Origin of the sequence: Mycobacterium scrofulaceum, from assembly GCF_001667885.1 — a bacterium.
Classification (GTDB): domain Bacteria; phylum Actinomycetota; class Actinomycetes; order Mycobacteriales; family Mycobacteriaceae; genus Mycobacterium; species Mycobacterium scrofulaceum_C.
On record NZ_LZJW01000019.1, the window covers coordinates 125,661 to 152,287 of the forward strand.

General features: G+C 70.1%; 26 protein-coding genes, 1 pseudogene and 1 riboswitch. Of the genes and pseudogenes, 9 read left to right on the top strand and 18 right to left on the bottom strand.

Annotated features, from left to right (window positions below):
* Nucleotides 1-32 precede the first annotated feature (32 nt).
* Nucleotides 33-722: an iron-dependent transcriptional regulator IdeR gene (gene ideR / locus A5681_RS02335; RefSeq protein WP_067268966.1), complete on the top strand. Its 690-nt coding sequence runs from the start codon at nt 33-35 to the stop codon at nt 720-722.
* A gap of 19 nt (nt 723-741) precedes the next feature.
* On the opposite strand, the gene A5681_RS02340 is transcribed toward ideR, so the two are convergent.
* The gene (locus tag A5681_RS02340; protein ID WP_067269147.1) at nt 742-1,800 is read right to left on the bottom strand and encodes a DUF4192 domain-containing protein; all 1,059 of its coding nucleotides are present in this window, start codon (nt 1,798-1,800) and stop codon (nt 742-744) included.
* A gap of 111 nt (nt 1,801-1,911) precedes the next feature.
* On the opposite strand from A5681_RS02340, the gene sthA reads away from it, so the two are divergent.
* Entirely contained in the window at nt 1,912-3,327 is a 1,416-nt protein-coding gene (gene sthA, locus A5681_RS02345) for a Si-specific NAD(P)(+) transhydrogenase (RefSeq protein WP_067269149.1), read from the top strand.
* Here sthA and A5681_RS02350 read toward each other — a convergent pair.
* Nucleotides 3,324-4,163, bottom strand: a complete 840-nt coding sequence (locus A5681_RS02350) for a trypsin-like serine peptidase (protein ID WP_067269151.1) — start codon at nt 4,161-4,163, stop codon at nt 3,324-3,326. The two genes, sthA and A5681_RS02350, sit on opposite strands and share 4 nt — an antisense overlap.
* Nucleotides 4,164-4,349: 186 nt before the next feature.
* On the opposite strand from A5681_RS02350, the gene A5681_RS02355 reads away from it, so the two are divergent.
* The 3 genes from A5681_RS02355 to A5681_RS02365 are packed head-to-tail and all read left to right on the top strand — an operon-like array spanning nt 4,350 to nt 7,132.
* Nucleotides 4,350-5,321, top strand: a complete 972-nt coding sequence (locus tag A5681_RS02355) for a proteasome assembly chaperone family protein (RefSeq protein ID WP_067269153.1) — start codon at nt 4,350-4,352, stop codon at nt 5,319-5,321.
* Between the two features lie 46 nt (nt 5,322-5,367).
* Nucleotides 5,368-6,399, top strand: a complete 1,032-nt coding sequence (locus A5681_RS02360; protein WP_067268967.1) for an alpha/beta fold hydrolase — start codon at nt 5,368-5,370, stop codon at nt 6,397-6,399.
* A gap of 46 nt (nt 6,400-6,445) precedes the next feature.
* Nucleotides 6,446-7,132: a PhzF family phenazine biosynthesis protein gene (locus A5681_RS02365; RefSeq protein WP_067268968.1), complete on the top strand. Its 687-nt coding sequence runs from the start codon at nt 6,446-6,448 to the stop codon at nt 7,130-7,132.
* A 14-nt stretch (nt 7,133-7,146) separates the two neighbouring features.
* Here the strand turns inward: A5681_RS02365 and A5681_RS02370 are convergent, their stop codons facing one another.
* The 3 genes from A5681_RS02370 to A5681_RS02380 all read right to left on the bottom strand — a co-directional run bounded on the left by A5681_RS02370 (nt 7,147) and on the right by A5681_RS02380 (nt 8,750).
* The gene (locus A5681_RS02370) at nt 7,147-7,632 is read right to left on the bottom strand and encodes a peroxynitrite isomerase (protein WP_067268969.1); all 486 of its coding nucleotides are present in this window, start codon (nt 7,630-7,632) and stop codon (nt 7,147-7,149) included.
* Between the two features lie 31 nt (nt 7,633-7,663).
* On the bottom strand, nt 7,664-8,128 hold the full coding sequence (gene nrdR / locus A5681_RS02375) for a transcriptional regulator NrdR (protein WP_046184812.1): 465 nt from the start codon (nt 8,126-8,128) through the stop codon (nt 7,664-7,666).
* A gap of 127 nt (nt 8,129-8,255) precedes the next feature.
* Nucleotides 8,256-8,750 (bottom strand): LysM peptidoglycan-binding domain-containing protein, encoded by a 495-nt coding sequence (locus A5681_RS02380; RefSeq protein WP_067268971.1) that lies wholly within the window; start codon nt 8,748-8,750, stop codon nt 8,256-8,258.
* A gap of 289 nt (nt 8,751-9,039) precedes the next feature.
* Here A5681_RS02380 and lexA point away from each other — a divergent pair, with 289 nt between their 5' ends.
* On the top strand, nt 9,040-9,738 hold the full coding sequence (lexA, locus tag A5681_RS02385; protein ID WP_067268974.1) for a transcriptional repressor LexA: 699 nt from the start codon (nt 9,040-9,042) through the stop codon (nt 9,736-9,738).
* Between the two features lie 11 nt (nt 9,739-9,749).
* Here the strand turns inward: lexA and A5681_RS02390 are convergent, their stop codons facing one another.
* The 8 genes from A5681_RS02390 to A5681_RS02425 all read right to left on the bottom strand — a co-directional run bounded on the left by A5681_RS02390 (nt 9,750) and on the right by A5681_RS02425 (nt 19,827).
* Complete coding sequence (locus tag A5681_RS02390) at nt 9,750-11,966, bottom strand: LGFP repeat-containing protein (RefSeq protein WP_067268975.1); 2,217 nt, start codon at nt 11,964-11,966, stop codon at nt 9,750-9,752.
* A gap of 540 nt (nt 11,967-12,506) precedes the next feature.
* Nucleotides 12,507-13,667, bottom strand: a complete 1,161-nt coding sequence (locus A5681_RS02395) for an acyl-CoA dehydrogenase family protein (protein WP_067268976.1) — start codon at nt 13,665-13,667, stop codon at nt 12,507-12,509.
* Between the two features lie 93 nt (nt 13,668-13,760).
* On the bottom strand, nt 13,761-15,182 hold the full coding sequence (gene hflX, locus A5681_RS02400; protein ID WP_067268978.1) for a GTPase HflX: 1,422 nt from the start codon (nt 15,180-15,182) through the stop codon (nt 13,761-13,763).
* A gap of 46 nt (nt 15,183-15,228) precedes the next feature.
* Entirely contained in the window at nt 15,229-16,101 is an 873-nt protein-coding gene (gene dapF / locus A5681_RS02405) for a diaminopimelate epimerase (protein ID WP_067268980.1), read from the bottom strand.
* Nucleotides 16,102-16,105: 4 nt separating this feature from the next.
* Nucleotides 16,106-17,029, bottom strand: coding sequence for a tRNA (adenosine(37)-N6)-dimethylallyltransferase MiaA (gene miaA / locus A5681_RS02410; RefSeq protein WP_067268982.1), 924 nt, complete (start codon nt 17,027-17,029; stop codon nt 16,106-16,108).
* Between the two features lie 7 nt (nt 17,030-17,036).
* Nucleotides 17,037-17,720: a hypothetical protein gene (locus A5681_RS02415; protein ID WP_067268984.1), complete on the bottom strand. Its 684-nt coding sequence runs from the start codon at nt 17,718-17,720 to the stop codon at nt 17,037-17,039.
* A gap of 33 nt (nt 17,721-17,753) precedes the next feature.
* On the bottom strand, nt 17,754-18,722 hold the full coding sequence (locus A5681_RS02420; RefSeq protein ID WP_067268987.1) for a DMT family transporter: 969 nt from the start codon (nt 18,720-18,722) through the stop codon (nt 17,754-17,756).
* Nucleotides 18,723-18,924: 202 nt separating this feature from the next.
* Nucleotides 18,925-19,827 carry a DMT family transporter gene (locus A5681_RS02425; protein WP_067268989.1) on the bottom strand — a complete coding sequence of 301 codons (903 nt, stop codon included), beginning with the start codon at nt 19,825-19,827 and terminating at the stop codon, nt 18,925-18,927.
* Nucleotides 19,828-20,061: 234 nt separating this feature from the next.
* Between A5681_RS02425 and A5681_RS02430 the strand changes: the two genes are divergently transcribed.
* The gene (locus A5681_RS02430) at nt 20,062-21,423 is read left to right on the top strand and encodes a DUF349 domain-containing protein (protein WP_067268990.1); all 1,362 of its coding nucleotides are present in this window, start codon (nt 20,062-20,064) and stop codon (nt 21,421-21,423) included.
* On the opposite strand, the gene A5681_RS02435 is transcribed toward A5681_RS02430, so the two are convergent.
* The 4 genes from A5681_RS02435 to recA are packed head-to-tail and all read right to left on the bottom strand — an operon-like array spanning nt 21,420 to nt 25,143.
* A complete protein-coding gene (locus A5681_RS02435) occupies nt 21,420-22,043 on the bottom strand; it encodes a hypothetical protein (protein ID WP_067268991.1) in 624 nt (207 codons plus the stop codon). The two genes, A5681_RS02430 and A5681_RS02435, sit on opposite strands and share 4 nt — an antisense overlap.
* Nucleotides 22,040-23,563 (bottom strand): tRNA (N6-isopentenyl adenosine(37)-C2)-methylthiotransferase MiaB, encoded by a 1,524-nt coding sequence (gene miaB / locus A5681_RS02440; protein ID WP_067268994.1) that lies wholly within the window; start codon nt 23,561-23,563, stop codon nt 22,040-22,042. Before miaB ends, A5681_RS02435 begins: the two co-directional genes overlap by 4 nt.
* A 52-nt stretch (nt 23,564-23,615) precedes the next feature.
* On the bottom strand, nt 23,616-24,137 hold the full coding sequence (gene recX / locus A5681_RS02445) for a recombination regulator RecX (protein ID WP_067268996.1): 522 nt from the start codon (nt 24,135-24,137) through the stop codon (nt 23,616-23,618).
* Nucleotides 24,103-25,143, bottom strand: coding sequence for a recombinase RecA (gene recA / locus A5681_RS02450; protein WP_067268999.1), 1,041 nt, complete (start codon nt 25,141-25,143; stop codon nt 24,103-24,105). Before recA ends, recX begins: the two co-directional genes overlap by 35 nt.
* 165 nt (nt 25,144-25,308) lie before the next feature.
* A riboswitch (cobalamin riboswitch) is annotated at nt 25,309-25,441 on the top strand.
* A 43-nt stretch (nt 25,442-25,484) separates the two neighbouring features.
* Between recA and A5681_RS02455 the strand changes: the two genes are divergently transcribed.
* On the top strand, nt 25,485-26,162 hold the full coding sequence (locus A5681_RS02455) for a (2Fe-2S)-binding protein (RefSeq protein WP_067269001.1): 678 nt from the start codon (nt 25,485-25,487) through the stop codon (nt 26,160-26,162).
* Between the two features lie 84 nt (nt 26,163-26,246).
* A pseudogene (locus A5681_RS26255) lies at nt 26,247-26,387 on the top strand (flavodoxin); the annotation flags it as partial.
* A 15-nt stretch (nt 26,388-26,402) separates the two neighbouring features.
* On the opposite strand, the gene A5681_RS02460 reads toward A5681_RS26255, so the two are convergent.
* Nucleotides 26,403-26,597 (bottom strand): DUF3046 domain-containing protein, encoded by a 195-nt coding sequence (locus A5681_RS02460; RefSeq protein ID WP_067269003.1) that lies wholly within the window; start codon nt 26,595-26,597, stop codon nt 26,403-26,405.
* Nucleotides 26,598-26,627 lie beyond the last annotated feature (30 nt).

The following is a 26,627-nucleotide window of genomic DNA, read 5'->3' on the forward strand; positions in this document are numbered from 1 at the left end:
CAAGTAGACTCGGCGTCGATGGAAGGTGCTGAATGAACGACCTGGTTGACACCACCGAGATGTACTTGCGGACCATCTACGACCTCGAAGAAGAGGGCGTGACGCCGCTTCGGGCCCGGATCGCCGAGCGCCTCGACCAGAGCGGGCCGACTGTCAGCCAAACCGTATCCCGCATGGAGCGCGACGGGCTGCTGCACGTCGCCGGCGACCGGCACCTCGAGCTCACCGACAAGGGCCGCGCGCTGGCCATCGCCGTCATGCGCAAGCACCGCCTCGCCGAGCGGTTGCTCGTCGACGTCATCGGTGTTCCCTGGGAGGAAGTGCACGCCGAGGCCTGCCGGTGGGAGCACGTGATGAGCGAGGACGTCGAGCGGCGGCTGGTGAAGGTGCTCAACCACCCGACCACCTCCCCCTTCGGCAACCCGATCCCCGGGCTCCTGGACCTGGGCGTCGGCCCCGAGTCGGGCGCCGACGACGCCAACCTCGTCCGGCTGACCGAGCTGCCGCCCGGCTCGCCGGTGGCCGTCGTGGTCCGCCAGCTGACCGAACACGTGCAGGGCGACATCGACCTGATCACCCGCCTGAAGGACGCCGGCGTCGTCCCCAATGCCCGGGTGACCGTCGAGACCGGACCGGCCGGGGTGACCATCGTCATCCCGGGGCATGAGAACGTCACCCTGCCGCACGAGATGGCGCACGCCGTCAAGGTCGAGAAGGTCTGACCGCCGGCCTGTCGCCGGGCTACCCCGCCCGGCGCCCGAACGGCCGCCGCGGCGGTAACCGCACCCCGAGCTGCTTGGCCAGCCGGTAGCCGGTGAGCGCCAAATCCCGGATGTCTTCCGGCCTCAGCCCCGATTGCAGCGCGGTGTCCAGCATGCCCGCCATCCGATGCTCGGGATCGCAGCGCAGCGCGGCCTCCAGCGACACCCCGGCCAGCGGCCCGTCGCCGCGGGCGTAGGCGCTGAACGCGAGCAGTACCAGCGCCTCGACCCGCGACGGCGGGGGCAGGGTGCGCGCCAGCAACGCCCACAACGTTTCCGCCTCGCCGGCGTTCTCGCCGACCGCCAGGGCGTAGAGGATGTCGCGCACCTGCGCGTCGCTCAGCGCGCAGCTCAGCTTGGCCAGCTGGGTCGAGGACAGCGCACCGCCGGCGGCGACACGGGTTGCGGATGTCATCGCGTGTCTGACGTCGGCCCGGGCCCGCCGGGCCGGATCCGCGCGCTGGGCCGCGAGGCGCCGCGTCGCGTACCGGTCGATCACCCCGGTCAGTGCGGCGCTGCGCGCCGCGTCCTCGACCGCGATGACGGCCTGCAGGTCGGCGCGTCGCGCGTAGAGCCGCCTACCGTCGAGCACCGCCGCGGCCGCCAGCGGTGACGCGGATGGGTCGTCGACCACGCCGCTCGAACCGCACCCGTCCACGCAGTGCCAGCGGCCGCCGAGCGCGACGCGGTCCACCACATGGGCGGCCCACAGCTCGATGCCGTTGTGCGCCAAGGAGTTTGCCAGCGCTTCGCACAGCCGCCGGTAATCCTCGTTGCAGCTGGGGCAGTGCGCCCCCTCCTCGTTGACGATCACCACGATCGCGGCGTCGGGACGTGCCGCGGCGGCGACGTCGGCCAGGTGCCCGACCCGGCCGGTGAGTTCGTCGGACAGGTCGACCCGCATCACCGCCCCCAGGTCGCCGCCGTCCAAAGACACCAATACCAATGAATTTTCGGGAACGAAGCCGAGAACGGCCGGCAGCGCGGCGATGAGTGCGCCGGGCCGGTTCAGTTTGAAGTCAGGTCGATGCGTCGTCATGGGCACCACGCTGACGGCCATTACCGTCAGCCGGTGCTCGCGGGAACAGGCGGAATCCCGCGGCTGTGAATGAACCCAGCACTGTGAGTGCTGCTGATCTACTGTTACTCCATGAGTTCGGCGCAAGAGTACGACATGGTGGTCATCGGTTCGGGGCCCGGCGGCCAGAAGGCCGCCATCGCGTCGGCCAAGCTCGGCAAGTCGGTCGCGGTCGTCGAACGCGGCCAGATGCTCGGTGGGGTGTGCGTCCAGACCGGCACCATCCCGTCAAAGACGTTGCGCGAGGCCGTCCTTTACCTCACCGGCATGAGCCAGCGTGAGCTGTACGGCGCAAGCTACCGCGTCAAGGAGAAGATCACCCCGGCCGACCTGCTGGCCCGCACGCAGCACGTGATCGGCAAGGAGGTCGACGTGGTGCGCAACCAGCTGATGCGCAACCGCATCGACCTGTTGCTGGGTCACGGCCGGTTCGTCGACCCGCACACCATCGAGGTCGAAGACCCCTCCCGTCGCGAAAAACTCACCGTCAGCGGCAAACACATCGTCATCGCCACCGGGACCCGGCCGGCGCGGCCGTCCGGCGTGGAGTTCGACGAGGAGCGGGTGCTCGACTCCGACGGCATCCTCGACCTCAAGTCGCTGCCCACCTCGATGGTGGTGGTCGGCGCCGGGGTGATCGGCATCGAATACGCCTCGATGTTCGCCGCGCTGGGCACCAAGGTCACGGTCGTGGAGAAGCGCAGCGACATGCTGGACTTCTGCGACCCCGAGGTCGTGGAGGCCCTGAAGTTCCACCTGCGCGACCTCGCGGTGACGTTCCGGTTCGGCGAGGAGGTGACCGCGGTCGACGTCGGCGCGGCGGGCACCGTCACCACGTTGGCCAGCGGCAAGCAGATCCCCGCCGAGACGGTGATGTATTCCGCTGGGCGCCAAGGGCAGACCGACCACCTCGACCTGCACAACGCCGAACTGGAGGCCGACAACCGCGGCCGGATCTTCGTCGACGACTTCTTCCAGACCAAGGTGCCGCACATCTACGCCGTCGGCGACGTCATCGGCTTCCCCGCGCTCGCCGCGACCTCCATGGAACAGGGCCGGCTGGCCGCCTACCACGCCTTCGGGGAGCCGACCGACGGCATCACCGAACTGCAGCCGATCGGCATCTACTCGATCCCCGAGGTCTCTTACGTGGGGGCCACCGAGGTCGAACTGACCAAGAACGCGATCCCCTACGAGGTCGGGGTGGCCCGCTACCGGGAGCTGGCCCGCGGCCAGATCGCCGGCGACTCCTACGGGATGCTCAAGCTGCTGGTGTCCACCGAGGACCTCAAGCTGCTGGGCGTGCACATCTTCGGCACCAGCGCCACCGAGATGGTGCACATCGGGCAAGCCGTGATGGGCTGCGGCGGCACCGTCGAATACCTGGTGGACGCCGTGTTCAACTACCCCACTTTTTCCGAGGCCTACAAGGTGGCCGCGCTCGACGTGATGAACAAAGTGCGGGCGCTCAACCAGTTCCGCCACTAACAGCTGTCGTCGAGTTCTCCGGGAACCGGATCGCCGGGGCCGCCGGCGTCGGCGCGGGCCAGCAACTGCGCGGTTCGCGCGTCGAACGGCGCCGAATACGACACGTTCGCGGCGCAGCCGCCGCGCTCGAAACCACCGATCACCCCGGTGAGGGTGGTGCCGCTCACCCAGGGCGCGCCGCTGGTGCCGTCCACCAGGCCCTCGCACGGGAACAACGGGAAACCTCCCTCGGTCACCGACGTGCTGGCCTGACACCCGATGGGCGAGCCGCCCACGCCGGCCGGATAGCCCATCACGGTGACGTGGCTGCCGGGCGGCGGCGTCGTGCCCAGCGTCAGCGCCAGGCCCGCTCGGGCCTCCACCGAACCCCCGGCGTCGTTGCTCAGCCGCGCGATCGCGTAGTCCGCGTTGGGATCCTTGCTCGCGCTCCAGCGCGGATCCAGGTAGACGGCGTCGGCCTTCCAGATGTCGGCCGGGGCCGGCGGCGCGTCCCCGGCGAAGCCCGGCACGAAGGTGATCTTGGAGGCCCCGGCCAGGCAGTGCGCCGCCGTCATCATCAGGTTGCCGCCGGTCGAATGCACCACCGAGCCCGTGCACACGTGCAGCGGCCCACCGTCGATGAAGATGGCGCCGACGCGCTTGTCCGGGTCCACCGGCCCCGCCACCGCCTTTTGCTGCGGCTGGCCCAGGCGCTGCGCCGGCGCGCTGGTGCGCACCGCGGGCTCCGGCGGGGCCGCCGCACGATCGTGCGGCGGCCGCTTGCACGACGTCTCCGACGTCGCCACGGCGACCACCAGGCACAGCAACAGGGTCGGTACGCGCATCGGTTTCATCATGCCTGACATGGGCGTGGCGAGCAGTTCCGACGCGTCGCCGCGCACACCGCTCGCGGCCGCCGCCCACCGGCGTGTTCGCTTGCGGATTAAACGCGAACTTCACACCGCTGTTCGATTTTGGTGCCCACCGATTCGGGGGACACTGGTAGGGCACCATGGATGGACCCTCGAGAGGAGGCGATCCCGATGGCTAGTCAGGAAGCGCAGGAGCAGCACTACCAGCCCGGACAGGCCGGCATGTACGAGCTCGAGCTGCCGGCGCCGCAGTTGTCGACCTCGGATGGCCGCGGCCCGGTGCTGGTGCACGCGTTGGAGGGTTTTTCGGACGCCGGTCACGCGATCCGGCTGGCCTCCTCGCACCTCAAGGCGGCGCTGGACACCGAGCTGGTGGCCTCGTTCGCCATCGACGAGCTGCTGGATTACCGGTCGCGGCGGCCGCTGATGACGTTCAAAACCGATCACTTCACGAATTACGACGAGCCGGAACTGAGCTTGTACGCGTTGCGGGACACGATCGGCACCCCGTTTCTGCTGCTCGCCGGGATGGAACCGGATCTGAAGTGGGAGCGCTTCATCACCGCGGTGCGCCTGCTCGCCGAGCGCCTGAACGTGCGCCAGACCATCGGCCTGGGCACCGTCCCGATGGCGGTGCCCCACACGCGGCCGATCACGATGACCGCGCACTCCAACAATCCCGAGCTGATCGCCGAGTTCACCCCGTGGATCTCCGAGATCCAGGTCCCGGGCAGCGCGTCCAACCTGCTCGAATACCGGATGGCCCAGCACGGCCACGAGGTCGTCGGCTACACCGTGCACGTCCCGCACTACCTGACGCAGACCGACTACCCGGCCGCCGCCGAGGCGTTGCTCGAGCAGGTGGCCAAGATCGCGTCGCTCGAGCTACCGCTGACCGCGTTGACCGAAGCGGCGGCGGTGATACGGACCAAGATCGACGAGCAGGTCGAGGCCAGCGCGGAGGTTGCTCAGGTGGTGACCGCGCTCGAGCGCCAGTACGATGCCTTCATCGACGCTCAGGAAAACAGGTCGTTACTAACTCACGACGAGGACCTGCCTAGCGGCGACGAGCTTGGTGCCGAGTTCGAGCGATTCCTCGCCCAGGAGGCGGAGAAGAAGCGCGGCGACGACGACCAGGCCTGACCTTTCCACCCGGCCCTAACCCCGGCCCGACCCGAAGGTTGGCGAGATGACCGAGCGGAAGCGCAAGACCACTCTCCGCCCGGTGCGCGAGGTCGCGGCGCCCCGGCTCGAGTTTCGCACCATCCACGGCTACCGGCGGGCCTACCGGATCGCCGGTGAGGGGCCCGCGATCCTGTTGGTCCACGGCATCGGGGACAACTCCACCACCTGGAACACCGTGCAGGCCAAGCTCGCTCAGCGGTTCACGGTGATCGCGCCGGACCTGCTCGGTCACGGGCGATCCGACAAGCCGCGCGCCGACTACTCCGTCGCCGCCTACGCGAACGGGATGCGGGACCTGCTCAGCGTCCTCGACATCGAGCGGGTGACGGTCGTCGGTCATTCACTGGGCGGCGGCGTGGCCATGCAATTCGCCTACCAATTCCCGCATTTGGTCGACCGGCTCATCCTGGTCGCCGCCGGCGGCGTCACCAAGGACGTCAACGTCGCGCTCCGGCTCGCGTCGCTGCCGATGGGGAGCGAGGCCCTGGCCCTGCTGCGGCTCCCCCTCGTACTGCCGGCCGTGCAGCTGGCGGGCCGGATCGCCGGCTTGGCGATCGGATCGACCGGCCTGGGCCGCGACCTGCCCAACGTCCTGCGGATCCTCGACGACCTGCCGGAGCCCACGGCCTCGGCGGCCTTCAGCCGCACACTGCGCGCGGTGGTGGACTGGCGCGGGCAGATCGTCACCATGCTCGATCGTTGCTACCTGACCGAAGCGATCCCGGTGCAGATCGTATGGGGCACCAAGGATGTGGTGGTTCCCGTCCGACACGCGTGGATGGCGCACGCCGCGATGCCGGGCTCCCGCCTCGAGATCTTCCAAGGCTCCGGCCACTTCCCGTTCCACGACGACCCGGCCCGCTTCATCGACGTCGTCGAACGCTTCATCGATTCCACCGCTCCCGCCGAATACGACCAGGCCGCCCTGCGCGCGCTGCTGCGCAGCGGCGGCGGCGAGAAGGCCGTCAGCGGCCCCGCGCCCACCCGCGTCGCCGTGCTGAACGCGATGGGCTCCGACGAGCGCAGCGCCACCTGAACCACCTTGATCGGTGCGGCCGCCCCGGGGGTCGTACAGTCGGTCCATGAGGATCGACGTCACGGTGTTGCGGGTGTTCACCGATGCGGAAGGCAATTTCGGCAATCCGCTCGGGGTGGTGAACGCCGCCCACGTCGGGCCCGCCGACCGGCAACGGCTGGCGACGCAATTGGGGTACAGCGAAACGGTTTTCGTCGATCTCCCGCATGCCGGTTCGACGACCGCGCACGCCACCATCTACACCCCGCGGGTCCAGCTCGCGTTCGCCGGGCACCCCACGGTCGGCGCCTCGTGGTGGCTGCGGGAGAGCGGCACGCCGATCAACACCCTGCAGGTGCCGGCCGGCCTCGTGCAGGTGAGCTACGCCGGCGACCTCACCCTCGTCAGCGCCCGCTCGGACTGGGCGCCGGAGGTGGCCCTGCACGAATTCGATTCCGCCGCAGCGCTTCTCGCCGCCGATCAGGGCGATTTCCCCGACGACACGGCGCACTACCTGTGGGCCTGGACCGACCGGGCCGCCGGTGCCCTGCGCGCCCGCGGGTTTTTCGCGAGCCTCGGCGTGCCGGAGGACGAGGCGACCGGCTCGGCGGCGATGCGGATCACCGACTACCTCAGCCGCGACCTGCACATAACCCAGGGCCGCGGCTCGGTCATCGAGACGACCTGGAACGCCGAGGGCTGGGTGGGGGTGGCCGGGCGCGTCGTCAACGACGGTGTGCGACATCTGGACTGACGGCCGGCCCGCGCTCAGCTCTTCCGGCGCAGCACCGCGGCGAGGTGGTGCTGCAAGGGCTGCCCGACGGCGCCCATCCGCACCGAATACGACAGTTCGTCGCCGTCGACGCGCAACGAACGGCCAAGGGCGGTCACCTCTTTGGCGGTCGGGGTGAGGCCGACATCCGTGGTGGACAGCTCGATGTCGATCACGTCGTCGGTGACCGCGTAGGTGCCCACCTCGATCTCGGTGATGCCGCTCGGGTGGGCCAGCACCAGTTCGACGCGACCGGGCGCCGGCACGCGCAGGTAGCCGGTCTCGGCGTGCAACGGTTTGCCGTCTGCCGCCGCTTTGGTCTTTTGCCCGTACGCCAGGAACGGCTTACCGACGTGGGAGAACACGACCTCTTCGAGGTAGTCGAACGGCTCAATGGTCGGGTACTCGCCCGCGCCCTGGCCGGCCCAGGTGCCCAGCAGCGGCGCCAGGGCCGCGAGATCGGGATGCAAGTCGGGGGGCATGAAACCGAGACTAGCCCCGCGGCGCGGGCCGTCAGCTCGGTGTCGTGACCTGTCGGTGTTCGCGCAGCGCCTGGATCTCGCGTTCGAAATCGTCCGCGGACTCGAACGAGCGATACACCGAAGCGAACCGCAGGTAGGCCACCTCGTCGAGGTCGCGCAGCGGGCCGAGGATGGCCAGACCCACCTCGTGGCTCGCGACCTCCGGCGAGCCCGCGGCCCGCACCGTGTCCTCGACCTGCTGGGCCAGCAGGTTCAGCGCGTCGTCGTCCACCTGGCGGCCCTGGCAGGCCCGGCGCACACCGCTGATGACCTTCTCCCTGCTGAAGGGTTCGGTGACTCCGCTGCGTTTGACCACGGCCAGCACCGCGGTCTCCACGGTGGTGAAACGCCGCCCGCACTCGGGGCACGATCGGCGACGCCGGATGGCCTGCCCCTCATCGGTTTCCCTCGAGTCGATCACCCGGGAATCGGGATGACGACAGAACGGGCAATGCATGACCGCTCCTTCGCCGTGCCGACAACCAGGTACCGCAGCACTTCGAGCGTACCCGCGGCCTCACCTGCGCGGGTAACGACTCAGCGCGGAACGGGCGCCCGCCGATCGGCCGTCAAGCGAGCGGCCGTCAGCCGACCGGGGCGATCAAGGTCTGGCCCGCCACCAGGTTCGGCGAGTTCATGTCGTTGAGTTCACGGATGCGGTCGGCGACCTGGCGGGCGGGCGCGTCCGGCGCCACCCGGTGCGCCACGTCCTGCAGCGACTCCCCCGCCTCCACGCGCACGACGGCCAACCGGTCCGGGACGTGCGCGGCCGAGCTGCCGGAGTCGCCGTTGAGCACCTGACCGACGTTGCCGACCAGGCCCAGCCAGAGCGTGATCGCGCCGGCGGCCAGGGCGAGCCAGATCGTGGTTACCACCGTGACGGGACGCTTGCGGTGGGGCGCCGCCGACACCGCGACGCCGGTGCCGTAGTAGCGGGTGGGTGCGCCCGCGGGCCTCGACGGCGCGGGCCGCCGGGACCGGGCCAGGCCGTCCCGGCCGTAGCGAAGCCCCTGGGCGGGTCCGTTGACCGGACGCCGAGGGCTGGTGGTACGCGGCGCCAGCGTGTGGATGGTTGTCATCTGCGTTCCTCCGGTCAACTTGATTCGCTCAGCTGTTCGACTGTATCGCTCGTGTGTTCGAAATCCGAACATGTGAGCGAAGCGTGTCGCACGAGTCGAACGCTAGACCACGCCACCGACAACTTCGTGGCCGCTAGAGCTGACATGCGATCGAAATACCCGATCTGCCGAAGAGTTACACCTTTGTGATTCACGACTTCGGCGCGGCTTTTCGGCGCCAGGAGGCCGCGCGACACGCTAGTCGAACACATGTTTGATTCTTGGGCGCGGGGGGGTTACATTCAGTGCCATGAGCGACAGCAGCGACACCTCATCGGCCGGCACGGACGGCCGGTTGCACGCCGTGGATTCATCGCTGACCGAACGGCAGCGCACCATCCTGAACGTCATTCGCGCGTCGGTCACCAGCCGCGGCTACCCGCCGAGCATCCGGGAGATCGGTGACGCCGTCGGCCTGACGTCGACGTCGTCGGTGGCTCATCAGCTGCGCACGCTGGAGCGCAAGGGGTACCTGCGTCGCGACCCGAACCGCCCCAGGGCGGTCGACGTCCGCGGCGCCGACGACGAGGTGGCGGCGCCGGCCACCGACGTCGCCGGCTCGGATGCCCTGCCGGAGCCGACGTTCGTGCCGGTCCTCGGGCGCATCGCCGCCGGCGGGCCGATCCTCGCCGAGGAAGCCGTCGAGGACGTCTTCCCGCTGCCGCGCGAGCTGGTCGGCGAGGGCACGCTGTTCCTGCTCAAGGTCGTCGGCGACTCGATGGTCGAGGCCGCGATCTGCGACGGCGACTGGGTCGTGGTGCGTCAGCAGAACGTCGCCGACAACGGCGACATCGTCGCGGCCATGCTCGACGGGGAAGCCACCGTGAAGACGTTCAAGCGCGCCGGCGGTCAGGTATGGCTGATGCCGCACAACCCCGCGTTCGACCCGATTCCCGGCAACGAGGCGACCGTGCTCGGCAAGGTCGTCACGGTGATCCGCAAGGTCTAACCGGGGCGGGCTCAGTCCGCCTTGACGAAGCCGTTGGCCTGCGCGACTTCTTCGCTGGCCAGCCAGATCTCGGCGAGCGTGTCGTGGTAGAGCTCGCTGCCCGGCGTGTAATACAGCCCGAAGCGGGCGCTCGCCTTGATCGGGTATCCCTCGGGCACCTGGTAGGGGTCGTCCAACGGTAGGTGGATGGTCGGGCGCCCCGGCAATCCCGGCGCGTCGCCGTCCTCGTCGTCCGCGGCCGCGTGCCGCCCGCCCCGCTGCTCGGGTGCGACGACGGCCGCGGCGGCCGGCTCGGGAGCCGCGGCTTCCGGAGCGGCATCCTCCGGGGTGGGGGCCTCGGCTACGTCTGCGGGGACGTGCGGCACGGCCACATCCGGATGTTGGGGCTCGTCGGCGAGGGCTTCGGGTGCGCCGTCCTCGTACTCCGGAGGAGTGGGTGGCACCCCGGCGTCGAGGTACTCGGCGTCCACGTACTCCCCGTCCGCGCGGTCGGCCTGCGGGTAGGCGGGCTCGTGCGCGTCGCCGGCGTACTCGCCTTCGATGTACTCGGTCTCGGCGTAATCCGCGTCGCTGTACTCGGATTCGGCGTAATCGGGCTCGGCATAATCGCTTTCGGCGTAGCCGGGTTCCGTTTCGGGGTAGCCGGCCTCCGACAGCGCCGCCGGGGACACCGCGGCGAAGGAGTCGGTGTCCACCGCGTCGGGGTCCTGCTCCTCGTCCCCGTACGCACCCTCGTCCGCGCCGCGCCGCCGCCAGCTGACCCGCCCGGCAGCCTCGGCTTCGGGCGCCTCCGGCTGGCCGGCGAACTGCTCGGAGCTGACGTCACCGGGCCCCCAGTGCTCCTCGCCCGCGGGCTCGTAACCGAGGTCGCGGTGCGGCTCGTAGCCGGCGCCGGCACGTGCGACCCGCCGCCGGCGCCAGCCGAGGGCCAGCAACCCGGCCAAGACGATCAGCACCAGCACCGGAATGCCGGCCAGCAGCCACCACCACTGCCACGCGAACTTCTTGGCATGGGCGGGCGTCGCCGAAGTGCTCGGCTGGTTCTGCCCGGAGACCTGCAGGCCCGAGAGCAACGGCGCGAGATTGGCCGGGTCGGTGCTGAACGTGTTCTTCGCCCGGTTCCACGAGATCTTGCCGCCGACGAACTGCTGGGAGACCACGTCGCCGTCCACGGATTGGTCGCCGACGGGCGCGCCCAGCTTGCCGGTCGGCCCGCGCAGCTTGTCCCACGCCGCCTTCATGGCGCCGCGCACCACGAACGCGCCGCGCTCCGACGTCCAGAAGATCACCGGTTTGTCGGCACCGGAGAAGGTGACGACGCGGCTGGACGGGATGCCACCGTCGGCTTCGTTGGCGGTGGGGAAACCCAGGTCGCTGCCGGCCGGGCCGCCGAGCGACTCGTACTTGGCCAGGATGTTGGTCTCGACGGCGTTCGCCCCGGTCGCCGGGCTGAAATACACCTTGCCGTTGGCGAAGTCCTGGACGATGCCGTCGCCGCCGATCGGGTACTGCGCGCCCTTCTTGACGCCGAGCGGTCCGTTCGGGCCGCCGGCGGCGCGCCAGGCCATGTTGATGGCCGCGGTGGGATCGATCGCCACCTGCAGACCCTTCAGCTGGTCGGCCAATCCCGGTGGCTCCGTGGTGAACTGCTTGGTCTGCCGGTTCCACGAGACCTGGCCGCCGCTGAACTTCTGGGCGGACACCTCGCCGTTGTAGGTTTCGTCGCCGACCGGAACGCCGAGCACCCCACCCGAGCTGCCGAGCTTGTCCCACGCGGCGTTGATCGCGCCGCGCACCACGAACGCGCCGTGGTCGGGCGTCCAGAAGATCACCGGTTTGTCGCTGGCCGAGAAGGTGGCGACCCGGCTGTCGGGGCCGGCAAGCCCGGGCACCTCGTTGATCGCCGGGAAGCCCAGATCGCTGCCGGCGGGTCCGCCCAGCATCTCGTATTTGTCGAGGATCGGCCCGTAGACGAATTTGGCGCCGGTCGCCGGCGTGAAGAACATCTTGCCGCCGTCGAAGTCCAGCTCGAAGCCGTCACCGGCGGGGTACACGTCACCCTTGCGGGGGCCCAGCGGTGAACCGTCGCCGCCGGCCTTCTCCCAGGCGGCCATCATGGCCGCCTCGGCGTCGCCGATCGGAGACGCCGCCGCGGAAGGCGCCAGCAAGGCGGCGGTGGTGGCGATGGCGGTCAAGGTGACCAGTGCGCTCCCGACCAGCCTGCGCATGTGACCTCTCTGCCCGTTCACCAAGCCTCCCAGCCAACGGCTACGGCTCTATCAGCGGCTATGCCCGTAGCTGCACAGCCGGCGAGGGGGCCGTACTCCGACCGCGCGGAAACAGCCCCGCGCCGATCCGCATTATCGCCGGGCTCGCATAACTTTGCTCCAACCAACGAGAAATACGAAGTCAAATCACGCATATTACAAAAACGGATACCACGCCGATGTCGAAATGATGCCGAGCCACGCTCAAATCGCGACGGACCGCACCGTCGCCGGCGTGACGTCCGGCTTATCGCGCCGACTTCCGAACCGGGCGCACGCCTGCGCAATGGGGCACACGCGTGGCCGAACCGGCCCGGCTTGTCGCCCGTGCCGCGGTTTTCCCGATGCGCCATTGCACGGGTGTACCCAAAACACATGCGCCGACGGTACGTGAAGCCATTAACTCAGCGACGATCCACCCGAAAATGGCCGGCCGGCGGACATTGACGGCGTTTGCCGACCGCCGCGAATTGACCGTTCTTGTGCGATGCCGTTGCGGGTCTAGACCCCGAGGCTGCGGCCGATGATCTCCTTCATGATCTCGGTCGTGCCGCCGTAGATGGTCTGCACCCGCGCGTCCAGATAGGCTCGGGCGACGGGGTATTCGCGCATGTAGCCGTAGCCGCCGTGCAGTTGCAGGCAACGGTCGATCAGGTGCACCTGCTTCTCGGTGGAGTACCACTTGGCCATGGCCGCCTGTTCGGCCGTCAGCTTCTTGTCCAGGTGCAGGCGGATGAACTCGTCGACCATCATGCGCACCACGGTGGCCTCGGTCGCCAGCTCGGCCAGCACGAAGCGGCTGTTCTGGAAGCTGCCGATCGGCTTACCAAATGCCTTGCGTTCCTTGGTGTATTGCACCGTGTCTTCCAGTACCTGCTCCATCGCCGCGGCCGCCATGATGGCGATCGAGATCCGCTCCTGGGGCAGGTTCTGCATCAGGTAGATGAACCCCATGCCCTCCTGCCCCAGCAGGTTCTCGGCGGGAACGTGCACGTCGGTGAACGACAGCTCGGCGGTGTCCTGCGCGTCCAGCCCGATCTTGTCCAGGTGCCGGCCGCGCTCGAAGCCCTCCATGCCGCGTTCGACGACGAGCAACGAAAAGCCTTGCGCGCCTTTCTCCGGATCGGTCTGCGCAACCACGATCACCAGATCGGAGTTGATTCCGTTGGTGATGAACGTCTTTGCGCCGTTGAGCACGTAGTGGTCGCCCTGCTTGACGGCGCGGGTCTTGATGCCTTGCAAGTCGCTGCCGGTTCCTGGTTCGGTCATCGCGATGGCGGTGATCAGCTCGCCGGTGCAGAACTTCGGCAGCCAGCGCTGTTTCTGCTCCTCGGTGGCCAGGGCCAGCAGGTAGGGCGCCACGATGTCGTTGTGCAGCCCGAAGCCGATGCCGCTGTAGCGACCGGCGGTGGTCTCCTCGGTGATGATCGTGTTGTACCGGAAGTCCGGGTTGCCCCCGCCGCCGTATTCCTCGGGGACGGCCATGCCCAGGAAGCCCTGCTTGCCGGCCTCGAGCCACACGCCGCGGTCGACGATCTTCGCCTTCTCCCATTCGTCGTGGTGGGGCGCCACGTGGCGCTCGAGGAAGGCGCGGTAGGACTCGCGGAACAGCTCGTGCTCCGGCTCGAAAAGAGTGCGCTGGTACTTGACGGCACTGCCCATGTGGATGACCTCCGGCGACTGGAAACTCTGCCGCCCAACATATACCAACCAGACGGTTGGTCGGCAGAGGCCGGGTGACCCGGCCGGGCCGGGTCAGCCCGTGGAGAACTCCTGCAGGCGCCCGGCCAGCGCCACCGGGACCCGCGCCTTGATCCGGGTGCCGTCGGGGTTGTGCTCCTCTTGCTGCACGCGCCCGTCGGCGTGCAGCCTGGCAACCAGGTCACCGCGGTCGTACGGAATCACCACATCCACGGCCGTGTCGGCGGGGATGGCCAGCTCGCCCATCCGGCACCGCAGGGCCTCGATGCCTTCCCCCGTCCTGGCCGAGACGAACACGGCGCCGGGCAGGGCGTGACGCAGTTCGGCCAGCGTCAGGCCGCTCGCGGCGTCGACCTTGTTCACGACCAACAGCTCGGGCGGCGGGTCGCCGTGATGGTCGGCGATCACGTCGGAGATCACCTCGCGCACGGCGTTGATCTGGGCCAGCGGGTTGACGTCGGATCCGTCGACCACATGCAGCAACAGGTCGGCGTCGACGACCTCCTCCAGCGTGGAGCGGAAGGCTTCGACGAGTTGGGTGGGCAGGTGCCGGACGAACCCGACGGTGTCGGTGAGCACCAGCGGCCGACCGTCGGTGAACTCCGCGCGGCGGGTGGTGGGCTCCAGCGTGGCGAACAACGCGTCCTGCACCAGCACCCCGGCCCCGGTCAGCGCGTTGAGCAGGCTCGACTTGCCGGCGTTGGTGTAGCCGACGATCGCGATCGACGGCACGTCGCTCTGCCTGCGGCGGCTGCGCTGGGTGTCGCGGACCTGTTTCATGTCCTTGATCTCGCGGCGCAGCTTGGCCATTCGTTCGCGGATGCGGCGGCGGTCGGTCTCGATCTTCGTTTCACCTGGACCGCGCAGGCCCACGCCTCCCCCGCTGCCGCCCGCACGGCCACCGGCCTGCCGGGACATCGACTCACCCCAGCCGCGCAGCCGCGGCAGCATGTACTCCATCTGGGCCAGCGACACCTGCGCCTTGCCCTCCCGGCTGGTGGCGTGCTGGGCGAAGATGTCCAGGATCAGCGCGGTGCGGTCGATGACCTTCACCTTCACCGCCTTTTCCAGGGCGGTGAGCTGCGCCGGGGACAGTTCACCATCGCAGATCACGGTGTCGGCGCCGGTCGCCAGCACCACCTCGCGCAGCTCCTGGGCCTTGCCCGAGCCGATATAGGTCGACGGGTCGGGCTTGTCGCGGCGCTGGATGAGGCCTTCGAGCACCTGGGAACCGGCGGTCTCGGCCAGGGCGGCCAGCTCGGCCATGCTGGCCTCGCTGTCGGCGGCGGTGCCGTCGGTCCACACGCCGACGAGCACGACGCGCTCCAGGCGGAGCTGTCGGTACTCGACCTCGGATACGTCGGTGAGTTCGGTGGACAGCCCGGCGACGCGGCGCAGCGCCGACCGTTCTTCCAGGGCGAGTTCGCCGGTGCTCGGCTCCGGCACAGCGGGTTTGGAGAATTCAGGATGTGTCATAGGCAATACAAGATGATGCACGGCGGATCGGCGTCGTGCACTCGAATTAACGTCGCTGCGCTTCCCACCATTCCCCCATGATCTCCCCGTGCGCCACCAACACCGATGATCCCCTCAGGTAGCTGGTGGCGTCGGTGATGGTGACGACGACGTCGCCGCCCGGCACCCGCACGTTCAGCGTGCCGGTGTCCGCGCCGGCGGCGGCCAGCGCGGCGACCGTGGCCGCGACCGTGCCGGTGCCGCAGGAGCGGGTCTCGCCGACGCCCCGCTCGTGCACGCGCATCCGGACCGCGCCGTCGGCCGGCGCCGTGAGGACTTCGATGTTGACCCCCTCGGGGAACTGGGCGTGATCGAAGGTCACCGGCGCCGCCACGTCCAGCCCGGCGAGTTCCTCAACGGTCAGGTCGGGGTCCACGCACGCGAGATGGGGGTTGCCGACGTCGACCGCCAGGCCGGAGAACCGGCGGCCACCGACGACTGCGCTGCCGGGGCCCAGCGCGTTGGCCTTGCCCATGTCGACGCTGATGTCGGCGTGCGTCGCGCCGGCGTGGTGCACGGTGATCGGCCGCGGACCGGCGGGCGACCCGATCACGAACTCGTCGCGGGACTCCATGCCGCTGGCCCGCAGGTAATGCGCGAACACCCGGATGCCGTTGCCACACATCTGGGCGATGGAACCGTCCGCGTTGCGGTAGTCCATGTACCAGTCGGGCGCGGCCACGCCGTCGGGCAGGCGGTCCAGCACGCCGGCCGCCACCGCGGCCCCGGCGGTGGTGACCCGCAGCACGCCGTCGGCGCCCAATCCGCGCCGCCGGTCACAGAGGGCGGCCACCCGGGCGGCGGCGAGGTCGAGGGCGGCCTCCGCGTCCGGGAGCACCACGAAGTCGTTCTCCGTGCCGTGGCCCTTCGCGAAAATCACCTGCTCAGGATACGTGGCTCAGAACTGCCAGCGCTTCGTCGACGAGCCGGGCGCCCCCTTTTTCAGAGTCCAGCCAATGAATCCGGTGGTCGCGGCGGAACCACGACCGCTGCCGGCGCACATAGCGTCGGGTGCCCACGTAGGTCTGTTCGCGCGCGTCCCGCAGCCGCTCGGCGCCACCCCCGGCGTCGAGCGCCTCGATCACCTGGGCGTAGCCCAGGGCGCGCGAGGCGGTGACCCCGTCGCGCAGGCCCTCGGAAAGCAGCGCGCTCACCTCGTCGACCAGGCCCTGGTCGAACATGGCGTCGGTGCGGCGGGCCAGGCGCTCGTCCAGAGTCGTTGTCTGGCAGTCCAATCCGACGATGGCGGTGTCCCACCTCGGGGCGCCGATGCGCGGGGCGGACGCGGCGAACGGCCGTCCGGTCAGCTCGACCACTTCGAGCGCCCGCACGGTGCGCCGGGCGTCGGTCGGCAGGATGGCCGCCGCGGCGGCGGGATCCCGACGGGCCAGCTCGGCGTGCAGCCCGCCGACGCCGACCTCGGCCAGCCGCCGCTCCCAGCGCGCCCGCACCGCGGGGTCGGTCGCCGGGAACGACCAGTCGTCGAGCAGGGATTGGATGTAGAGCATGGAGCCGCCCACGATGATCGGGACGGCGCCGCGGGCCGCGATCGCCTCGATGTCCGCGGCGGCCGCGCCTTGATAGCGGGCGACCGTCGCCGTCGCGGTCACGTCCAACACGTCGAGCTGGTGATGCGGGATGCCGCGGCGTTGCCCGACGGGCAGTTTGGCCGTGCCGATGTCCATGCCGCGATAGAGCTGCATGGCGTCGGCGTTCACGATCTCGGCGGTGCCGAGCCGTTCGGCGACGTCGAGCGCCAGCTGTGACTTGCCGGTGCCGGTGGGGCCGATGATCGCCAGTGGTCGCACGATCGCCTCAGACCTGCCAGGCGCCGGCGAAGTAGCCGACGCCGTAGGGCGCCCCCCGGTATAGCTCCTTGGCCGATCGGGGGCCGGGTTCGGCCAGGCCGGCCAGCACCTGGAAGGCGACGCGTCCCAGGATCTGGCGCGGCAGCCGCGCCAGGGCGGCGACGTCGCCGGTCGCCAGGGCGTCGTCGAGGGTCAGCTGCGCGTCGGCGTTGGCCGGGTCGTAGCCGCCGGGCGCGGCCGGAGTCAACGTGTTTGCGCCGTCGGCCACGACGAGCACCCCGATCGGCTCGGCTGACCGGTCGAGCTCGGCGCGCAACGCCCGGCCCTCGGCCAGGGCGGTCTCAGCGTCGCGGTCGGTGCGGTAGATGCGCGCCTCCGCGGTCGCGTCGGGGCGGACCTGGCCGCGAACCCAGCCGGCCACCAGCGCGGACAGGGGCAGGTCGGCGGGTGCCGCGGCGCGGGGGGAAAGCCCAACCCGGACGTCCACACCGAAACCGGCGAACGTGCCGGCCGCATCGGGCCCCCACACGCCGTCGCGCGCCGCGGCACCGATGACGGTCCAGCGGGCGGGGAGGAAGGCGGCCGCCGCCAGCACCGCGGCGACCAGGTCGGTCACCTCCGCGGCGGCCCCGCCGGCGAGCTCGGGCACCAGCAGCGGCGCCGAGGGAACGATGGCAATCCCGCTGAGCACGCCACCAAACTAATGGTTCGGCGACGCGTGCGCTCAGGCCTCGGCGGCCACGACTACGGGGCCGGTGCTAAAAGGGTCGGCCTCGCCCTCCGCGGGCGACCAGCCGTCCGGCGCGATGGTTCCGTCGTCACGGCCGACCTCAGCGACCATGGTGGCGGCCTCGCCGCGGGCCAGCGCGACCGTTGCCACGATCACGACCGCGATCGCCGCGACCAGCACCAAGGCCTTGGGACCGGACGCGCCCAGCGTTTCGCCGAGCACGAAGATCCCGAGCAGGCCGGCCACCACGGGCTTCGCCACGGTCATCGTCGGCATCGAGGCCGTCAGCGCGCCGGCGCGGAACGCCGACTGCTGGAAGATCATCCCGGTGAGCGCCAGCAGGAGCCACGGGATGAATTCGGGCGCGGTCAACACGGCCAGCGGGCCGTCCTCGCCGACCTCGACGATCCCCTTGGTGAGCACCGCGAACAACGCCAGCGCCGAACCCGCGACCACCGCGAGCAGCGCGGCCGCGAACGGGCTGCCCGACCAGATCCGCGCGGCCACCACGCACGCCACCAACAACGGCACCATCACGGCGGCGACGATGGCCCACGTCTCGACCGATGCGCGCTGATGGCCGGAGGCCGGGTCGCCGACGATGATGACCACCGCCAGGGCGCCCGCGAGCACCACCGCCCAGACCCACTCCCAGCGGGTGACCCGGCGCTTCGTCAGCCGCGCGTAGATCGGCAGGGCGAACAGCAACGCGGTCACCTGCAGCGCCGTCACCAGCACCACCGAGCCCCAGGCCAGGGCCCCGGCCTGCAGGCTGTAGTTGATGATCGCCGCCAGGCCGCCCAGCCACCACCGGGTGTCCTTCAGCGACATGCGGAACAGCTCCAGGTGGCCCACCTGCTTGTCCGTGATCTCCTGCGCAGAGCGCTGACGGATTACGTCGCCGACCGCGGATGCCAGCGCGGCGCACAACGCAATCAACGCCGCGACATCAACCTTCGACATGAGCGACCCCTCACCTCACGATTGCCCCGACCAGCTTTCCCTGGGGCTCGGGCAAATACACGCAATATTTGCGATCAGTTCAGCAACAACTGTATGACGTCGCCCACGCTGCGGCGCGTTCGACGAAACACCCTTTGTTCTTACGGCATTAACCTAAGGAAGCGCTGTGGGCAACGCTGCGATCCGGTTAACCGCGGCCCGGCTACGCCGGTTGCGCTGCGGCATCCGGAACGCGCGCCGCGACTCTGTCCTGCGTCGCGGAGGCGTCGCCGCGCGCGAGCGCGACCGTGGCGGCCGCCATCACCAGCGCCGCGACCGCCAGCGCCAGCATTCCGGCGCGCCCTGTGTCGAGCGTCTCACCGAGGACGGCGACGCCCAGCGCGGCTGCCACGACCGGCTGCGACACCTCCAGCGTCGGCATCGAGGCGGTCAGGGCGCCGGCGCGAAAAGCCGACTGCTCCCAGGCGAATCCCGCGACCGCGACCAGCAGCCACGCGTACAGCTCGGGTGTCCGGACCACCGCCCACCCACCGTCGCCGACCCGGTGCACCACTCCCTTGGCGAGCACCGCGAAAACCGCCCACAGCGAACCGGAAACGAAGGCGAGCAGCGCGGCGGCCAGCGCGCCGCCCCACACCCGGGCGGCCAGCAGGCAGGCGAGCAGCAGCGGCGCCAGCACCGCCGCCACGACGGCCCAGGTCCGCGGCGACGCCGTCGAGTGGCCCGCCCGCGGGTTGCCGACCGTGACGATCACGATCACCGCGGCGGTCAGCACCACGGCCCAGGCCCACTCCCGGGCGGTGACGGCGCGGCCGGCCAGGCGCGCGCTGATGGGCAACGCGAACAGCAGGGAGAGCACGAGCAGCGCCTGCACCAACAACACCGAACCCTGGTCCAGGGCCGCCGCCTGCAACACGATGCTGACCACGAGCATCACGGCCCCCCACCGCCACCGCCGGTTGCCGAGCAGCCTGCGGAAGAGTTCGAGCTGCCCGATCGACGTGTCGGCGATCCGGTGGGTCGCGCGCTGCTGCAGCACGTCACCGATCGCGACGCAGAGCGCGGACGCCAGCGCGAGCAAAGCGGCGATGTCCACCGTGGCCATGGGTTCTCCGTTCGAGTCGGGGTAGGAGACAAGTGTGATACCCGATGCGCCTGCGCCGGCGCATCTCGGACGGCAAGATCTGAGGTGGCGGCGGATGCGCCGACAAGCTGCTTGAATACTGTTAAGCAGCTGTTGGGAAGGCCGTGAGGGCCGGCCCACAGATGTAGCAGACGGTGCCGCTACGCGCGGCAGGTGCGCGGAGTTCCGACCGCGCGAAGGGTAGGTGACGAGCGCATGACGGCTGACGAACCCCAGGGACCGGACCCGGCCGGGCCGGTGCCGCAACCGGTTTCACGCCCGGTGCCACGCCCGGGACCGCGTCCCGGCCCCCGGCCGTCAAGCTCGGCGCCGCGGCCCGTCGTCCACCCGATTCCGGCGCCGCCGCGCAGCAACCCGCACCAGTTCGGGCGCGTCGACGACGACGGCACGGTCTGGTTGATCACCGCCGCCGGCGAGCGCATCGTCGGCTCGTGGCAGGCCGGTGACCGCGAAGCCGCTTTCGCCCACTTCGGTCGCCGCTTCGACGACCTGAGCACCGAGGTCACGCTCATGGAGGAGCGACTCGCGGCGGGGACCGGTGACGCCCGCAAGATCAAGGCACACGCCGCCGAGCTGGCCGAAACGTTGCCGACGGCGGCCGTGCTTGGCGACGTCGACGCGCTGGCCGGCCGGCTGGCCAGCCTCATCAACCAGGTCGAGGCGGCCGTCGCGCAGGAGCGGTCCCGCCGCGACGAGCATCGCGCCGCCCAGACCGCGCGCAAGGAGGCGCTGGCCGCCGAGGCCGAGGAATTGGCCGCGAACTCGACGCAGTGGAAGGCCGCCGGTGACCGGCTGCGGGCCATTCTCGACGAGTGGAAGACCATCAGCGGCCTGGACCGGAAGGTCGACGACGCGCTGTGGAAGCGCTATTCGGCGGCGCGCGAGGCCTTCAACCGCCGGCGGGGGTCACACTTCGCCGAGCTGGACCGCGAACGCATGGGCGTCCGGCAGGCCAAGGAACAACTGTGCGAACGCGCCGAGGCGTTGTCCGATTCGACGGACTGGACCGCCACCAGCGCCGAGTTCCGCAAGCTGCTCACCGAGTGGAAGGCGGCCGGCCGGGCGGCCAGGGACGTCGACGACGCCCTGTGGCGGCGGTTCAAGGCGGCCCAGGACGTGTTCTTCACGGCGCGCAACGCCGCGACGGCCGAAAAGGACGCCGAGCTGCGGGCCAATGCCACGGCCAAGGAGGCACTGCTCGCCGAGGCGGAGAAGATCGACACCAGCAACCACGACGCGGCCCGTGCGGCGCTGCGCTCGATCGCCGAGAAGTGGGATGCCATCGGCAAGGTGCCGCGGGAGCGGTCCGCCGAGCTGGAACGCCGGCTGCGTGCCGTCGAGAAGAAGGTGCGCGACGCGGGCGAGGCCGATTGGTCGGATCCCCAGGCTCAGGCCCGCGCCGAGCAGTTCCGCATCCGCGCCGAACAGTACGAGCAGCAGGCGCAGAAGGCCGCCGCGGCGGGCCGCACCAAAGAGGCCGAGGAGGCCAGGGCCAACGCCGAACAGTGGCGGCAGTGGGCGCAGGCGGCCGCCGAGGCGCTGACGCGTAAGCCCTAGGCGTCGGGGTCCCGGGGCGCCGGCTTTCCGGTAAGTCCCGGGCCGTCGGGCCCAGCTTCGTCGTTGAGGCTGTCCAGCAGCGTCTTCGACTGCTGTTGCGCCGCGACCCGGCGACGCTGCTCCTCGGCCGCGAGCTGGACGATGGTGCGCGACCACACCACCCGCGCCCACTGGTAGGTCAGCGCGAGGACGACGATCCACGCCGCGATCAACCCCACCCCGGGGCCCGGGTGCCCGGCGGCGACCGTCTGGCGCGACCAGATCGCGAGCAGTCCGGCCGCCCCGGCGAGCGCCGAGCCCGCGAGCGCGGTCCAGGCCAGCGCCCAGCGCCGCGTCACCAGCGCCAGCATGGAGAATCCGACGCCGAACACCAGGGTCAGCCAGGCGAACACCCGCGACGGCAACGCCACCGCCGCAGCGCCTGCGCCGTGGCTGCTGAACAACACGTCCCAGCCCCGCACCGCCCCGGTGTGCGGCAGGATGAACGATCCCAGCAGCACGAAAACCAGGATCGCCACGACGAAACCGCGTGGGCCCGGGTCGAATCCGCGTGCCACCCGGCGTTCGGCGGCCTCGATTTCGGTGCGCAGGGCGTCGAGGTCGGGGTGTTCTTCCATCATCGGGCACATCCAAGGGGTTCTGTGGGGTCGGTGGGCGGTCCGACGGCGGGCATGCCGAGGCCGACGCCGCCCGGGCGCTGCCCGGCGGCGTGCGCGTCACCCGCGCGGGTTCGGCGATGGCTGAGGATGCCGGCGTCGGCGATGAGGTGGTGCGGCGCCGCCTGGGTGATGACCGCGGTGACGAGGTCCCCGGGTCGCACCCGGTCGGCCCCGGAGTTGTCCAAGCCAAAGTGCACCAGGCGGCCGTCGCGGGCGCGGCCGGTCATCCGGGCGGTGCGGGTGTCCTTGCGCCCCTCGCCGGCGGCGACCAGCAACTCCACGGTCTGACCGATCAGCGCGCGATTGCCCTCCAGCGAGATCTGCTCCTGCAGCTCGACCAGCCGCTCGTACCGTTCCTGCACAACGGCTTTCGGGAGCTGCCCGTCGAGTTCGGCGGCCGGGGTGCCGGGCCGCTTGGAGTACTGGAAGGTGAACGCGGCCGCGAACCGGGCCTCCCGGACCACGTCCAGCGTGGCGGCGAAGTCCTCTTCCGTCTCACCGGGGAAGCCGACGATCAGGTCGGTGGTGATGGCGGCGTGCGGCATGGCCGCACGCACGCGGTCGATGATGCCGAGGTACCGCTCGGCGCGGTAGGAGCGCCGCATCGCGCGCAGCACCCGGTCGGAGCCCGACTGCAGCGGCATGTGCAGGGCGGGGCAGACATTGGGTGTCTGCGCCATCGCGTCGATGACGTCGTCGGTGAATTCCGCCGGATGCGGGGAGGTGAATCGCACGCGTTCCAGCCCCTCGATGTCCCCGCAGGCCCGCAGCAGCCGCGCGAAGGCGCCGCGATCGCGGGGCAGCGCCGGATCGGCGAAGGACACCCCGTAGGCGTTGACGTTCTGGCCCAGCAGCGTCACTTCGAGCACGCCGTCGTCCACCAGGGCCCGCACCTCGGCCAGGATGTCGGCCGGGCTGCGGTCGACCTCCTTGCCGCGCAGCGCGGGCACGATGCAGAACGTGCAGCTGTTGTTACACCCGACGGAGACGGAAACCCAAGCGGCGTAAGCCGATTCGCGTGCACTCGGCAGCGAGGAAGGGAATTCCTGCAACGACTCGGCGATCTCCACCTGGGCGGTCTTGTTGTGCCGGGCCCGCTCGAGCAGCGTGGGCAGCGACCCGATGTTGTGCGTGCCGAAGACGACGTCGACCCAGGGCGCCTTGCGCAGCAACGCGTCCCGGTCCTTCTGCGCCAGACAGCCCCCGACCGCGATTTGCATCTCGGGGTTGCCGCGCTTGCGCGGGGCCAGGTGGCTGAGGTTGCCGTACAGCTTGTTGTCGGCGTTCTCGCGGACGGCGCAGGTGTTGAAGACCACCACGTCGGCGTCGGCCCCCTCGGGGGCGCGCCGGTAACCGGCCGTTTCCAGCAGGCCCGCCAACCGCTCGGAGTCGTGGACGTTCATCTGACAGCCGTAGGTGCGGACCTGATAGGTGCGCGCACCGGCGCCGTCGGGCACACCCGCGGCGTCCCGCACCACCATCGAAGTCACGGGGCCATGGTACGGCGACCCGGCGGCACCCGGGAAACCGCAGCTAGACCCGGCGGCGGTCCCGTTCGGCGGCCAATTCGGCGAGCACGACCTCGCAGGCCAGGTTCTGGCTGTAGCCGCGACGCGCCAACATTCCGACCAGCCTGCGGGTCACGCGCGCGTCGTCGCCGTCCAACGTCTCGCGGCGCAGCTTGGTCCGCACCAACTCCTCGGCCCGGTCCCGTTCGGCACCGGCGTCGATTTCGGACAGCGCCGAGGCGATCACGTCCCGGTCGACGCCCTTGGTGTGCAATTCGGCGGCCAGGGCGCGCTTGCTCTTGCCGGCCTTCGCCCGGCGGGACCGCACCCACTGTTCGGCGAAGTCGGCGTCGTCGACCAGACCGACGGCGGCGAGGCGGTCGAGCACGGCGGCGCTGATGTCCTCCGGGTAGCCGCGTTTCGCCAGTTGGCCATGCAGCTCGGCGCGGGTCCGGGCCCTCACGGTGAGCAGGCGCAGACACAGGGTGCGCGCCTGCTCCTCGCGGGAGGGCTCAGAAATCGACGGGGGCGGGCAAGACGTCGTCATCGGTCACAACCGCACCAATGCCAAGCTTTTCCTTGATCTTCTTCTCGATCTCGTTGGCGATGTCGGCGTTCTCCATCAGGAAGGTCCGGGCGTTCTCCTTGCCCTGGCCGAGCTGCTCGCCCTCATAGGTGAACCAGGAACCCGACTTGCGGATGAAGCCCTGCTCCACCCCCATGTCGATCAGCGAGCCCTCCCGGCTGATCCCCCTGCCGTAGAGGATGTCGAACTCGGCCTGCTTGAACGGCGGCGACACCTTGTTCTTGACGACCTTGACCCGGGTGCGGTTGCCCACCGCGTTGGTGCCGTCCTTGAGGGTCTCGATCCGGCGCACGTCCATGCGCACCGACGCGTAAAACTTCAAAGCCTTTCCACCCGTGGTGGTTTCGGGGCTGCCGAACATCACCCCGATCTTCTCGCGCAGCTGGTTGATGAAGATGGCGGTGGTGCCCGAATTGTTCAGCGCGCCAGTCATTTTCCGCAACGCCTGGCTCATCAGCCGGGCCTGCAGCCCAACATGGCTGTCGCCCATCTCACCCTCGAGTTCGGCGCGCGGCACCAGCGCCGCCACCGAGTCGATGACCAGGATGTCCAGCGCGCCGGAGCGGATCAACATGTCGGCGATCTCGAGGGCCTGCTCCCCCGTGTCGGGCTGGCTGACCAGCAGGGAATCGGTGTCGACGCCGAGCTTCTTGGCGTAGTCCGGATCCAGGGCGTGCTCGGCGTCGATGAACGCCGCGACGCCGCCGGCGGCCTGGGCGTTGGCCACCGCGTGCAGGGCGACGGTGGTCTTACCCGAGGATTCCGGGCCGTAGATCTCCACGACCCGGCCGCGGGGCAGGCCGCCGATGCCCAGGGCCACGTCCAGTGCGATGGATCCGGTCGGGATGACCGAGATCGGCTGACGCATCTCGTCGCCGAGACGCATCACCGAGCCTTTGCCGTAGCTCTTCTCGATCTGGGCCATCGCCAGTTCGAGAGCCTTCTCGCGGTCGGGGGCTTGCGTCATGGTGCCTCTCCTATGGTTCGGTGTGTTCGGTGACCGGTATCGGTCGGTTGGCCGTGACACTAGAGAAGGCCACCGACAAGTTGACTCACCGAACGTTCCCCACAGTAGCCGAACACCTGTTCGATTCAAGCGGACACGCCGAACCCCACCGCGTGTGGCAACATTTGCCACCGAAAGGCTGACGGGGCCATAGCGCCCGAGGAAACCGGTGTGAATCCGGTGCGGTCCCGCCACTGTGACCCGGGCTGGGGTGCCCCCTCCCGAGAGCCAGACACTCACCGTCAGCGCTTCCTCCCGACAACTGGGGCGGATTTCCCCTGGAGAGGTCTGGTTGCGCATCCATGGACGTCCGAGACATCTCCGCTGAACTGACCGAAATATCTTCGTACGGAGGCTTTTTCGCGTTGACAGTGGGCGGCGACGCGGCCGGGTGGCACCCGGTCCGGCAGTCCTACGCCGACGGGTTCACCGACCTGGTCCACGCCACCGCCCGGCGCTATCACACGACGGATCTGCGGATCGCCGCCTCGCTGGTTCACCTCGGACACGCCACCCGTCTGTGGTCACCCGTGCTCGCGTGCGCGCTGGGCCACGGCGTCGTGCCCGACCTCACCGACCTGCAGCGCGCCGACGCCGGAGCGCAACTGCGGTTGCCCGCGCCGGTCGGGATCCCCGCCGGCTCACCGGACGCGCTGTACCGGCTGGTGGTGCAAGAGCACATGCAGCAGCTCGCCGCCGGTCTGCGGGTGGGGTTGGCGCCCGCGCTGCTCGCGGGCAACATCGCTTCGGCGCTGATCGGAGCCGCCCGGGCCCTGCTCGCGGTGCGGCCCGACCTCGGCCCGCGGATCATCGCGCTGGCCCGTGCACTGCTGGGCACCGGCCTGCTGGCCGGGTCGGGCGAAGTGACCGGCCCCCGCCTGGGCTTCAGGCGACGCAGTTGCTGCCTCTTCTACCGCCTGCCCGGCGGATCCGTCTGTGGCGACTGCGTGTTCGAGACGTCACCGCCAAACCGCACCTAGCTGTCGCGTCGTTTGCCCCATTGGCGCAGGGGTACGTGAGCACCATGCCCACCGAGACCCCCTGCGCGCCCTCGCGTTGACCTGGACAAGGACGACGCCGGACGGCCTCGGATGGTGGGCAAGGCGGCGCCGGCGGCGGTGGCGGCCACGACCGAGACGGCGGCCCGCAACGCCGTCCACCTCGCGGCCCTGCTGCGGCGGAACGAATACGCGCCCTACGAATAGCGTCGTGCCCCGCCCTCACCACTGATCGCGCGGCACGTCGAAGTCGACGCACAGGGCCCGCCACACGTCGCGGGGCTCGACTCCGTCCTCGATCGCCTGCGCGGCGGTGCGGCCGTCGAAGCCGGTCAGCACATGATCCGCCAGCACCGAAGACCCGTACGCCGCACCGAATCGCAGGACGACCCGCTCGTTGAATTCCGTTAGCCGCACGCCAGCAAGATACCCACCGCGCGCCGATCG

What these genes read in the sequence shown, in the direction of transcription:
- ideR (WP_067268966.1), top strand. Translation starts at nt 33, where the DNA reads ATGAACGACCTGGTTGACACCACCGAGATGTACTTGCGGACCATCTAC.
- A5681_RS02340 (WP_067269147.1), bottom strand. Translation starts at nt 1,800, where the DNA reads ATGACGACGCATCGACCTGACTTCAAACTGAACCGGCCCGGCGCACTC.
- sthA (WP_067269149.1), top strand. Translation starts at nt 1,912, where the DNA reads ATGAGTTCGGCGCAAGAGTACGACATGGTGGTCATCGGTTCGGGGCCC.
- A5681_RS02350 (WP_067269151.1), bottom strand. Translation starts at nt 4,163, where the DNA reads ATGATGAAACCGATGCGCGTACCGACCCTGTTGCTGTGCCTGGTGGTC.
- A5681_RS02355 (WP_067269153.1), top strand. Translation starts at nt 4,350, where the DNA reads ATGGCTAGTCAGGAAGCGCAGGAGCAGCACTACCAGCCCGGACAGGCC.
- A5681_RS02360 (WP_067268967.1), top strand. Translation starts at nt 5,368, where the DNA reads ATGACCGAGCGGAAGCGCAAGACCACTCTCCGCCCGGTGCGCGAGGTC.
- A5681_RS02365 (WP_067268968.1), top strand. Translation starts at nt 6,446, where the DNA reads ATGAGGATCGACGTCACGGTGTTGCGGGTGTTCACCGATGCGGAAGGC.
- A5681_RS02370 (WP_067268969.1), bottom strand. Translation starts at nt 7,632, where the DNA reads ATGCCCCCCGACTTGCATCCCGATCTCGCGGCCCTGGCGCCGCTGCTG.
- nrdR (WP_046184812.1), bottom strand. Translation starts at nt 8,128, where the DNA reads ATGCATTGCCCGTTCTGTCGTCATCCCGATTCCCGGGTGATCGACTCG.
- A5681_RS02380 (WP_067268971.1), bottom strand. Translation starts at nt 8,750, where the DNA reads ATGACAACCATCCACACGCTGGCGCCGCGTACCACCAGCCCTCGGCGT.
- lexA (WP_067268974.1), top strand. Translation starts at nt 9,040, where the DNA reads ATGAGCGACAGCAGCGACACCTCATCGGCCGGCACGGACGGCCGGTTG.
- A5681_RS02390 (WP_067268975.1), bottom strand. Translation starts at nt 11,966, where the DNA reads ATGCGCAGGCTGGTCGGGAGCGCACTGGTCACCTTGACCGCCATCGCC.
- A5681_RS02395 (WP_067268976.1), bottom strand. Translation starts at nt 13,667, where the DNA reads ATGGGCAGTGCCGTCAAGTACCAGCGCACTCTTTTCGAGCCGGAGCAC.
- hflX (WP_067268978.1), bottom strand. Translation starts at nt 15,182, where the DNA reads ATGACACATCCTGAATTCTCCAAACCCGCTGTGCCGGAGCCGAGCACC.
- A5681_RS02420 (WP_067268987.1), bottom strand. Translation starts at nt 18,722, where the DNA reads ATGTCGAAGGTTGATGTCGCGGCGTTGATTGCGTTGTGCGCCGCGCTG.
- A5681_RS02425 (WP_067268989.1), bottom strand. Translation starts at nt 19,827, where the DNA reads ATGGCCACGGTGGACATCGCCGCTTTGCTCGCGCTGGCGTCCGCGCTC.
- A5681_RS02430 (WP_067268990.1), top strand. Translation starts at nt 20,062, where the DNA reads ATGACGGCTGACGAACCCCAGGGACCGGACCCGGCCGGGCCGGTGCCG.
- A5681_RS02435 (WP_067268991.1), bottom strand. Translation starts at nt 22,043, where the DNA reads ATGATGGAAGAACACCCCGACCTCGACGCCCTGCGCACCGAAATCGAG.
- miaB (WP_067268994.1), bottom strand. Translation starts at nt 23,563, where the DNA reads ATGGTGGTGCGGGACGCCGCGGGTGTGCCCGACGGCGCCGGTGCGCGC.
- recX (WP_067268996.1), bottom strand. Translation starts at nt 24,137, where the DNA reads ATGACGACGTCTTGCCCGCCCCCGTCGATTTCTGAGCCCTCCCGCGAG.
- recA (WP_067268999.1), bottom strand. Translation starts at nt 25,143, where the DNA reads ATGACGCAAGCCCCCGACCGCGAGAAGGCTCTCGAACTGGCGATGGCC.
- A5681_RS02455 (WP_067269001.1), top strand. Translation starts at nt 25,485, where the DNA reads ATGGACGTCCGAGACATCTCCGCTGAACTGACCGAAATATCTTCGTAC.